9 protein-coding genes are annotated in these 9,984 nt (G+C 74.7%); 4 read left to right on the top strand and 5 right to left on the bottom strand.

Annotated features, from left to right (window positions below; translation table 11 throughout):
* The first annotated feature begins 74 nt into the window (after positions 1-74).
* From IEY56_RS02965 to IEY56_RS02955, 3 genes are read left to right on the top strand one after another with little or no spacing between them, the layout of a single operon-like run.
* A complete protein-coding gene (locus tag IEY56_RS02965; RefSeq protein WP_189035460.1) occupies positions 75-1,799 on the top strand; it encodes an FGGY-family carbohydrate kinase in 1,725 nt (574 codons plus the stop codon).
* 39 nt (positions 1,800-1,838) lie between these two features.
* Positions 1,839-2,900 carry a hypothetical protein gene (locus IEY56_RS02960; protein ID WP_189035459.1) on the top strand — a complete coding sequence of 354 codons (1,062 nt, stop codon included), beginning with the start codon at positions 1,839-1,841 and terminating at the stop codon, positions 2,898-2,900.
* Positions 2,897-3,622, top strand: coding sequence for an aspartate/glutamate racemase family protein (locus IEY56_RS02955; RefSeq protein WP_189035458.1), 726 nt, complete (start codon positions 2,897-2,899; stop codon positions 3,620-3,622). Before IEY56_RS02960 ends, IEY56_RS02955 begins: the two co-directional genes overlap by 4 nt.
* A 109-nt stretch (positions 3,623-3,731) precedes the next feature.
* Here IEY56_RS02955 and IEY56_RS02950 read toward each other — a convergent pair whose 3' ends face one another.
* The 4 genes from IEY56_RS02950 to IEY56_RS02935 form a co-directional block, all read right to left on the bottom strand.
* Positions 3,732-4,028: a hypothetical protein gene (locus tag IEY56_RS02950; RefSeq protein WP_189035457.1), complete on the bottom strand. Its 297-nt coding sequence runs from the start codon at positions 4,026-4,028 to the stop codon at positions 3,732-3,734.
* 107 nt (positions 4,029-4,135) lie between these two features.
* Positions 4,136-5,983 (bottom strand): GMC family oxidoreductase, encoded by a 1,848-nt coding sequence (locus IEY56_RS02945; protein ID WP_189035456.1) that lies wholly within the window; start codon positions 5,981-5,983, stop codon positions 4,136-4,138.
* Positions 5,980-7,452, bottom strand: a complete 1,473-nt coding sequence (locus IEY56_RS02940) for a tocopherol cyclase family protein (RefSeq protein ID WP_229711570.1) — start codon at positions 7,450-7,452, stop codon at positions 5,980-5,982. The genes IEY56_RS02945 and IEY56_RS02940 overlap by 4 nt, the downstream gene beginning before the upstream one ends.
* Positions 7,452-8,144, bottom strand: a complete 693-nt coding sequence (locus tag IEY56_RS02935) for a FadR/GntR family transcriptional regulator (protein WP_189035455.1) — start codon at positions 8,142-8,144, stop codon at positions 7,452-7,454. Before IEY56_RS02935 ends, IEY56_RS02940 begins: the two co-directional genes overlap by 1 nt.
* 218 nt (positions 8,145-8,362) lie before the next feature.
* Here IEY56_RS02935 and IEY56_RS02930 point away from each other — a divergent pair, with 218 nt between their 5' ends.
* Entirely contained in the window at positions 8,363-9,007 is a 645-nt protein-coding gene (locus IEY56_RS02930) for a nitroreductase family protein (protein ID WP_229711568.1), read from the top strand.
* A 76-nt stretch (positions 9,008-9,083) separates the two neighbouring features.
* On the opposite strand, the gene IEY56_RS02925 is transcribed toward IEY56_RS02930, so the two are convergent.
* Positions 9,084-9,929: an SAM-dependent methyltransferase gene (locus IEY56_RS02925; protein WP_189035454.1), complete on the bottom strand. Its 846-nt coding sequence runs from the start codon at positions 9,927-9,929 to the stop codon at positions 9,084-9,086.
* Between the last annotated feature and the right edge of the window lie 55 nt (positions 9,930-9,984).

Below are 9,984 nucleotides of genomic sequence, written 5' to 3'. Positions count from 1 at the left end.
GGGGCCCGGGCCGCAGTGGCGGAAGTCGCGGTAACAGCGGCCCGCCGCACGGGTAAGGACGGGGAGGAGGTGCCATGACCAGCGAGACGAACGCGGCCACCGGTGGAACGACGGCGGGCGGAGAGAAGACCACGGGGAAGGGACGGGGCGGAGGACAGAACGGAGCCAGGGAGACCCGGGCGGGAACCGCCCGCCCCGCAGGAAGACCCCGGGAGCCGCTGCTCGCGGGCATAGACATCGGCAGCACCCACTGCAAGGCCCTGCTGTGCACGCCCACGGGCTCGGTCGTCGCCCGGGCCCAGCGTCCGACTCCCCGGAACGCCGACGGACTCTCCTACGACGCCGCCGAGTTGACCAGCGCCGCGCTCGGTGCGCTCACGGACTGCGTTCGCGCGGCAGGACGGGCGCCCGACACCATAGGGCTGACCGGCATGGCCGAGACGGGCGTGCCGCTCGACAGGCACGGGGCACCGATAGGCCCCGTGCTCGCATGGTCCGATCCGGCGCCCGCGCCGCATGCCGAACGCCTCGCGCGTACCCATGGCGCGGCGGCGCTGCACGCCCGGACGGGAGTGCTCCCCAGCGCCAAGGTCCCGCTGGCGCGCTGGTGCTGGCTGAGGGAGCACCACCCGGAGCGCCTGAGCCGCATGCGGCAGTGGGCGGGGGCCGCGGAGCTCGTCGCCCGGTCGCTGACGGGCCGCGTCGGTACCGAAGTCACGTTCGCGCAGCGGACGATGGCATGGGAGCACGGTACGGGCACGGGCTCCGGCCGCTGGAACGCCGAGCTGCTCGCGGAAGCCGGGCTGACGCCCGCGCAGATGCCGCACGTACACGGCCCCGGACGACCGGTGGGCGCCGTCACCAGGTCGGTCGCCCGCAGCCTCGGCCTGCGGGCGGGCGCGCACGTGGTGGTCGCCGGGCACGACCATCTCGTCGGCGCCTGGATCAGCGGGGCGCGCGGGGCGGGCCGTGCGGCCGACTCCATGGGTACGGCCGAGGCCGTCCTCACCGTCTCGGACGCGCCGCCGGACCCGGCCCGTGCCGCGGCGGAGGGCATGTCGTGGGGCCGCCACGTCGACGGGACCCACTGGGTGACGCTCGCCGGCATGTCGGCGTCGGGGGCGCTGGTCGAGTGGTTCTGCGACCGCTTCCTCCACCCGGCGGGCGCGGCCCAGGCGGCCGTCGACGGCCGGGCGCACTCCAGGGGCGGCGTCACCGAGCCTGCCGCCGGCGGAGTTCCCTCGGCGGACGAACGCACCGCCCGTTACCGGGACTTCGCCCGCCTCGTCGAGCAGAGCGCCGCGGCGGAGGGGCAGTCGCCCGCCCCTCCGACCGGCATCACCGTCGAGCCCTACCTGCAGGGACGCAGCGCTCCCCGCCCCGACCCCGCCGCCCGTCTCGCCGTGCACGGCATGGCCTCGCGGCACGGCCCCGCGGACCTGGCGCTGGCGCTGCTGGAAGGCGCCTCCTACCACGCACGCTGGATGGCCGAGGTCCAGGCCGAGCTGGCGGGTGCCGTCCCGCGGGCGGTGACCCTCCTCGGAGGGTCGACGCGGCAGCGCACGTGGACGGCGCTGAAAGCCGCCGTGAGCCCCTGGGCCACCGAGGTGTGCACCGAGGCGGAAGCGCCCTGCCTCGGCGCGGCCGCATGGGGCGGCGCCGCCATCGGTCTCGACCCCGCGGGCATCACGCCCCCCAGCCGGACACTCCACGTCGACGACTCCAGCGCCGCCGCGCACAAGACCGCCTACCGGGAGCGCTTCCTGCCGCAGGTCCTCCTGCCGCCCCCCGACAGCTGACCGTCCCCCGGACAAGCCGCACCGACGAAGGAGAAGGCCATGCCGCCCGCCCGCCCCACACCCCCCGCTCCGGCACCCGCCGGGCCCCCGCCCGCCTCAGGACTCCTGGCGGGCGGTTCGAAGGCCCCCGCCGCGCTCGCCCGGCCGTCCGGCACCTTCGCCATGGTCGCCATGGACCAGCGCGACTCCCTTCGGACCATGATGGCCGCGCGCCTGCCCGGGGCGGACGGGCGCGGGGGGACGGGGGCGGCGGTGCCCGACTCCGCGCTCACCGAGTTCAAGCTCGCGGTCGCCCGCCGCCTCGGCCCCGCCGCCTCCGCGCTGCTCATCGACGGTGATTACGGCTACCGCGCGCTGATGGACGAGGCCGTACTCCCGGAGACGTGCGCACCGATCCTCGCCGTCGACACCCTCGACCAGCGGCCCGGCGGGCCCGTCGAGGACACGGGCCTCGACGAGAGCGCCGATCCGGCCGCCGCGGCTGCCGAAGGCACCCGGGGCCTGAAGCTGCTGGTCGTCTGGCGCCGGGACGCACACCGTCAGAGGCGCGTCGAACTCGCCGCCCGGTTCATCGAGTTGTGCCGCGCCGCCGGACTCGCCTCCGTCCTCGAACCCGTGGCACGTCCCACCCGTGAGGAGGAGAGCGCGAATACTTTCCGGCTGAACGACGCCATTGTCGAGGCGGCGCGCGAACTGGCGCCACTGCGGCCGTCGTTGTACAAGTGCCAGGTCCCCGACGGCGGGACGGGCACCGTGGCGGAGACGGCCGCCCAGGCGGAGCGGATCGACCGGGCCGTGGAAGTGCCCTGGGTCGTGCTCTCGCAGGGCGTCGAGCCGTCCGCCTTCCCGCGCGCCGTCGAGGCCGCGTGCCGCGCGGGGGCCTCCGGCTTCCTCGCCGGACGTGCCCTGTGGACCGACGCGCTCGACGCCCACGACCGGGACGCCCGGCTCGGCGGACCGTGCCTGGAGCGGCTGCGGCGCCTGGGGGAGACCGTCGACGCCTATGGAAGGCCCTGGTGGGACGCGCCCGCCGCGAGCGCGGGAACCGCCCCGGCAGGACGGGACGCGGCGGAAGCCGCCGGTGGGGACGGAGCGGCATGACGGACGCGGAGACGGAGCCCCGGAAGCCGGCCGGGCGGCCCGCCACGGAGTCGGCCGGCGGTCCCGGCCCGAGAGTGTGCGTCCTGCACACGGTCGCCGCGCTCCCCGCGGTGTTCGAGCCCCTGCTGCGGGCGTCGGCCCCGCACGTGCGCGCCTACAACGTGGTGGACGAGAGCCTGCTGGCGGACACCGTCGAACACGGTCCCCTGCCCCGCACCACGGCCAGGCTCGCCGCCTACGTGCGCCACGCCGAGGCGGCGGGCGCGGAGGCCGTGCTCGTCACCTGCTCGTCCATCGGGCCCGCCGCGGAGGAGGTACGAGCGCTCGCCGGGATCCCCGTGCTGCGGGTGGACGACCCGATGGCCTCCGAAGCCGTGCGCCGCGGGCCCCGCGTCGGCGTCCTGGCCACCCTGGAGTCGACCCTCGTCCCCACGGAGGAGCTCATCCGCCGCCGGGCTGCCGAGCAGGGCGTGCGGATCACCGTCACCACCTCGGCGTGCCCCGGCGCGTACGAGGCACGGCAGGCGGGGGAGGGGGAGGAGCACGACCGGCTGATCGCCGGGGAGGCGAAGCGGCTGGCCGCGGAGAACGACGTGCTGGTGCTGGCCCAGGCATCGATGGCGGGCGCTGTCGGGAAGCTCCCCGAGGGGGAGCCGGGTGTCCCGGTACTCACCTCGCCCCGCAGCGGTGCGGCCCAACTGGCGCAAATCCGGGGCAAGTAGGCCGGGTCCTCCTCCGCGGAGCCCTCCCGGAGGCCGGGGCCCGCGGGTCCCGCCCGTCGCTCAGCTCGCGGGGCCGGGACGTGGGCGGAGGGTGATGCCGGTGGCGGCGTCAGCCGCCGCTGCAGCTGACGTCGGCCTGGCGCATGTAGCCGAGGAACTCGCCGTTGTCGGCGCGGGAGACCTGCCACAGGTCGAACGGCCCGGTGGCGGCGACCTCCTCGCCGGCGTCCATCGTGCCGAGCACTTTGGCCTCCACGCTGTCCTCGGCGTACAGCGGGGTGCCGTCGCTCACCACGGCGCAGATCGCCCCCGCCTGGGCCGTCCCGCTCAGCGACGGTATCGCTATCGCGGCGACGGCTATGGCGGTGGGCGCGGCGAGACGCACCGCCAGTCTCTTCTTCTTCATCATTCTCCCCGTATCGTCACGGCACGGCGCACAATTCCATACTGCCAACCTCCGGGCAGGTCATGCATGTTCGGGGTCAAAACGGCACCGGGTGACGCTCTTTCGGCTTAGAGTGATCCATTTGAGACGGCCAACGAGGTGGCCATGATGGTCAGTTGAGGGTTGACCTCCGGACAGCTCGGCAGTGCGGAACCGTCTGCCACGAGCACCCCCCGTACGCCCCGCAGCCTGCCGTGCTCGTCTGCGGGCGCCGTCTGCGGATCGGCGCCGAGCGCGACGGTCCCCGTCGGGTGGAAGGCCGACAGATGGAGCTGACGGGCGCTCAGACGGCTCAGCTTCTCCTCCAGTTCGGCTTGCGTACGCGCACTGGGCGCGGCGGCGATGCCGGTGAGGACCTCCTCCGCCCCCGCCGCGAAGAGCAGTTCACCCATCGCCGTCACCGCGCGCATGAGCCTGCGGCCGTCGCGCGGAGCGAGATCGTAGCGCAGCAGCGGGTGGCGGGCGCCCAGCACCCTGCCCGAGGGCAGGTCGGCGATCATCGCGCCGACCGTCGCCAGGGAGTTCGCGCCGTCGAGTTCGGCCCGCAGGCCGCGGCCCACGCCGGGCAGCACGAACGAGCCCATGCCCGGCGGACCCGCCGTCGCCTCGATGAGGATCCCGTCGCCATGCAGCTCCTCCACGCCGACGCTCTGCAGCACGCCCTGCCACGCCGTCACCGGCTCCGCGAACCGGCCCGCGACGCTCGCCGCGGGGTGGACGGCCAGGTTGCGGCCCAGCCGCGGGTGGCCTCCGAGCCCCGAACGCCGCAGCAGCGGCGGCGAGTTGAGAGCCCCGGCCGCCACGACGACCAGCGGGCTGAGGATCTCGAGTTCGCTGCCGTCCGGCCGCCGTACGGCCACACCGCACGCCCGCGGCCCGCCCGGCCGGTCCCGCTCGACGAGGATGCGCCGCACGTACGCCCCGGTGACGATGCGCGCGCCCGCGCTGCACGCGTCGGGCAGCACGGACAGCTGCACGCTCTGCTTGGCCCCGGTGGGGCAGCCCACCACGCACTGGCAGGAGCCCTTGCACCCGGGTGCGTTGCGGCGCAGCGGCGCGGCCTCCCAGCCGAGCCGCTCCGCGCCGAGCAGAGCCGTCCGGCCGTTGCGCCCGAGGACGTCCATGGGCTGCGTCGCGACCTGGAGGGTGCGCTCGGCCTCGTCGAGGTACGCGCCGAAGGCGTCCGCGTCCGCGAGCGGCAGTCCGAACGTGTCGCGCCACCGCTCCAGCACGTGGTCCGGAGTGCGGTAGCACGTACCGGAGTTGACGACCGTGGTGCCGCCGACGGCCCGGCCCACCGGCAGCACCACCGGCGGGTTGCCGAGGGCGATCGTGCCGCCGCCGTCGCGGTAGAGCTCCGTGAACCTGTCGAGCGGGGCGCGCCGTCCGAAGTCCCCGGTGGTGTGGTGGCGTCCCTCCTCCAGGACGAGGACGCGCATGCCCGCCCGGGCCAGCGTGCGCGCCGCGACGGCGCCGCCCGCTCCGGACCCGACGACGACCGCGTCGGCGGTGGCGCGTGCCGGCCACTCGGTGGACGGGACGCAGTCCAGCGGGGGATCGGCGGGCGGGGGGAGCACGGGACGGGCGGGGGGTTCCTTGTGGAGCATCCGCTCGGTGCCCGCCGCGAGCATCACCGGCACCTTCAGGGCGTCCAGAACCGGCAGCAGCGCGGGGCGTGCGGCGAGCGAGGACAGGACGGTCTCCCGCTCCTGGGGGGTGAGCCTGCCCATGCCGCGTCCGGCGCGCAGCAGCGCGTAGGCATCGACGGCCGCGGCCGCGGCCCGCACTCCGGCGCGGGCGGCGCGGGGCATCGAGCCGAGCACGTTCTCCACGCGCGCCGGAACGGCGCCGGGCCATGCCTCGCTGCCGTCGTCCGCGAGCAACGCGGCCACCAGGCCGTCGAGTCGGTAGCTCATCGGTCGCCCACCTCCGCGTGCGCCGTACCGTCCAGAGACCACTCGGCCTCCTTGCGCCACCGGCCCCACCAGCGCTCCAGCAGGATGTGCGCGTCGGCCGTCTCGCTGTTGCGGCACACGGCGCCGCTGCCGTCGGGGTCGGTGTAGTCCAGGGCGAGGGTGCGCTCCTCGGGCTGCGTGACGACGACCTTCACGCGGCGCATCCCGGAGCGGCCGGTGACGGTCCACACGGGCAGGCCGATGTCGGCGCGGAAGCGTCCCGCGCCCGCCCATCCGACGGCGGCGCGCTCCACGCGCCGCGGCCACGTGCGGCCGTCCTTCCGCAGCCGCAGGAAGACCAGCGGCGGCAGCCTGCGCAGTACGGGACGCATCGAGACGGCCGCCACGATCTCCAGCACGTCGCCGCCGCCCAGGTGCGCGTGGAGCCAGGCCCAGCGGCGCGCGTTGCCGTGCCCGTAGATCCTGGCCGTCGCGCCCTGAGCGTCGTCGAGCCGCAGCTCCCTGCCGTCGTGCGTGAAGCTGCCGCTGTACGTGGCCTGGGGGGCGGGGACGATCTGTGCGGCAGGCAGCAGGGGGCGCCGCCACGACCAGCGCGGGAAGGTGAACAGCGGTTCGCCGTCCGGCTGTTCGGTCAGGTCCCAACTGAACGGGCCCGCGGAGCCGCGCAGTCGGCCGGGCACGGCCTCGATGCCTCCGGAGGTGAAGCCGCTGCCTCGCGCCCCGTCCGAGACCTCGTCCGCACGGTCCTGCCCGCCCGCCGGTTTCCACGGCTCGGGGCCGAACCGCGCGTGCCGCACGGGCTCCTGGCCGTTGCCGGGGAACTGCGCGACCCAGCCGTGCGCGTACGCCCCGGACCCGTCCGCGGGAGCGACCAGTTCGTGGTGGAGCCACAGCCCGGTACCGCTCTCCGGGTCGGTGACCGTCGTGTACCAGACCTCCGTCCGTCCGGCGGCGCCGTCCCAGCGGGGCGGCAACAGACCGTCGGGGTCGGCCGCGCCGGGACCGACCGCGCCGGACGGGGACGCGGTGCGGCGGGGGAAGCGGAAACTGCCCAGGAACGGGAGCAGTTGGGTCGCCAGGGGGAAGCGCAGCGTGCCCTCGCCCGTCTGCTCGCCGTCCTCCAGCAGCACGAACGGCAGCACCGTCATCGACTTGACCGGACGGGCGGGCGATATCGACTTCCAGCCGTCGAGCATGCAGCTGCGGCCGCCGGCGGTGAAGTGGACGCGGTAGCGGATGCGGCGCCGGGCGAGCGGTGAGATCTCCAACTCGCCCCGTATGCCTGTGTCGTCGGCCCAGCCGGCGACCCGCACCCTGCCCGTCAGCCGGCCTTCGGTCGTCCCCATCGGCCGCAGCACCTCGTCGGCCCGTACGTCCAGATCCAGCCGGACGGGGCGCGGTTCGCGCTCTCCGGCGAGCCGCACGGAGCCGGCCATGACCTCCGAGAACGCCGTTCCCCGGGCGCCCATCAGGCGATCCCGAGGGCGTCGAGCATGATGCGCTCGGTCGCGGCCAGATACGCGTCGGCCGCTTCCTTCGCGGCCTCCGCGTCGCCCGCGTCCACCGCGGAGACGACCGGCTCCAGACGGGCGTGCGCCACCCCGGGGTCCTCGAATGGGGCCACGAGGTGGGCGCGCATCGGCACGTAGGCGTTGAAGAGGGTGTTGGTCAGCAGCGTGTAGACGCGGTTGCCGGTCGCGCGGGCGAGGGCGCGGTGCACCTCGATGTCCGCCAGCTGGGCGGCGCCGCCGTCCGCCGCCTCGCCGACGGCGGCCAGCAGCGACCGCAGCTCCCCGCGCTGCGCCGGAGTGGCCTTCATCGCCGCACGCTCGGCGATCAACGCCCCGATGCCGCGCCGGACTTCGAAGATCTCGCCGAGCCAGTCGGGGCTGTGCCGCACCAGCATGGGCAGCAGGTCGGCGCCGCCGAAGCGCACGAAGTCCCGTACGCGGGTGCCCACGCCGTGACGCGTCTCCAGCAGGCCGGACTGGACGAGCCTGCCGAAGGCGTGCTTCAGCGTGGTGCGGGTGACGCCGTAACCGTCGGCCAGCTCGCGCTCCGGCGGGAGATAGCTGCCGGCGGGATGGTTCCCGGCCAGGATCTCCTCGCGCAGCTTGTTCTCCAGTACGTCGACGATCGTCTCGCGGGGCAGAGTCTCCACGCCGGCCTCACCCTCTCAGTGACTCAGTGGATGAGCCACTGAATCACGTACAGTCCACGGGGACAAGGGGAGCCTCCCGCCCAACAGGCGGCGGGCGCCGACGCGGTCGCGACCGCGGTACGGGAATGTCCGCGGTCCCGGCGGCGCTGAGGTGAACGGTCGTTATCCCTCAAGTGCGACTCGCCGACCGCCCGTTCGCGACACCGATGGAGCCCGCTGTGCCCGAGCTGACCCCCGACGAGCTGCTGACCACCACCCGCAGCGTCCGCAAGCGCCTCGACCTGACGCGCCCGGTGGATCCCGCTCTCGTCCGCGAGTGCCTGGAGATCGCGCTGCAGGCCCCCAGCGGCTCCAACGCGCAGCGCTGGCACTGGCTCGTCCTCACCGACCCCGGGAAGCGCCGCCGGATGGGGGCGATCTACCAGAAGGCCTGCCGCGCCTACCTCGACTCACCCAACGCGGCCGGCCGCCTCTACGCGAACGACCCGGCCCGCTCGCAGGTCCAGGGCCGCGTCAACGACAGCGTCGCCCACCTCGCCGACCGCATGGGCGAGGTGCCCGTACTGGTCGTCCCCTGCCTCCGGATCCCTTCCGGCGAACTGCCCGAGGGGAACCAGGCGGGGCTGTGGGGGTCGGTGCTTCCCGCGGCGTGGAGCTACATGCTCGCCGCCCGCTCCCGGGGCCTCGGCACGGCGTGGACGACGCTGCACCTGGCGCACGAGGAGGAGGCCGCGCAGGTTCTGGGCCTCCCCGCCGACGTCCGCCAGGCCGCGCTGATCCCGACAGCGCACTACACGGGCGAGACCTTCAAGCGCGCCCCGCGGACGCCGCTGGACGAGGTGCTGCACGAGAACGGCTGGTGACCACCCGGCCGAAGGCGGCACCGCGTCTTCGTCGCCCCGGCCCCCCTGAGGGGACCGGGGCGGGGCCGGGGCGACGTCACGGCTTGCGGGCGAGACCGCTGAGCGAGGCCAAGTCGGCGGCCGAACGAGCCACCGGCCCCTCGGGACGCCACCGCGTTCCGGGAACCACACCCGGCTCGACGAGGTCCATTCCCGCGAAGAACTCCTCGACCTGCTGCCTGTCGAGCAGCCGGTACGGGGTGCCGCCGGCCTCCCCGACGCGCCGCTCGGCCTCGACGAGCGCCGGGTCCCCGTCCGTGCCGGTGTACAGGGCGAGGTAGCTGCCGGGGGCCAGGCCGTCCAGCAGGGCCCGCGCGATGGAGAGCGCCTCGGAGTGCTCGGCGACGTGCCCGACGATGCCGAACATGATCAGGCCCACCGGCTGGGTGAGGTCCAGCGTCTTTCCGGCACCCTCCAGGATCTGCCCCGGCTGGTGGATGTCCGCGTGGAGGTAGTCCGTCGACCCCTCTGGTCTGCCCGCCAGCAGCGCACGGGCGTGCGCCAGGACGAGAGGGTCGTTGTCGACGTAGACGATGCGGCTCTCGGGCGCCGCGCGCTGAGCGATCTCGTGTGTGTTCTCGGCCGTGGGAAGACCGGTGCCGATGTCGAGGAACTGGCGTACGCCGGCCTCGGAGACCAGGTGTGTGACGATGCGGTTCAGCAGGGCGCGGCTGGTGCGGGCGATGTCGACGATGCCCGGATACGCCTCGCGCGCCTTCTCGCCCGCCTGCCGGTCCACTTCATAGTGGTCCTTGCCGCCGAGCCAGTAGTCCCACATCCGTGCCGAGTGCGGCACGTCGCTCGCAAGCCGGGGCACGTCTCCCCGGACGGTGAGCGGGGTGTCGCGCTGGGACTCGCTCCCGGTGCCGGCCGCCTCTGCCATCTCCCCATGCTCCTCGCTGTGTTGACGGTCACGCGATGCTAACGCACGGCCGCGG

Origin of the sequence: Streptomyces daqingensis, assembly GCF_014645895.1 — a bacterium.
Lineage (GTDB): Bacteria > Actinomycetota > Actinomycetes > Streptomycetales > Streptomycetaceae > Streptomyces > Streptomyces daqingensis.
The sequence above is the reverse complement of the archived record's forward strand: the minus strand, read 5'-3'. Positions and strand labels throughout refer to the sequence as shown.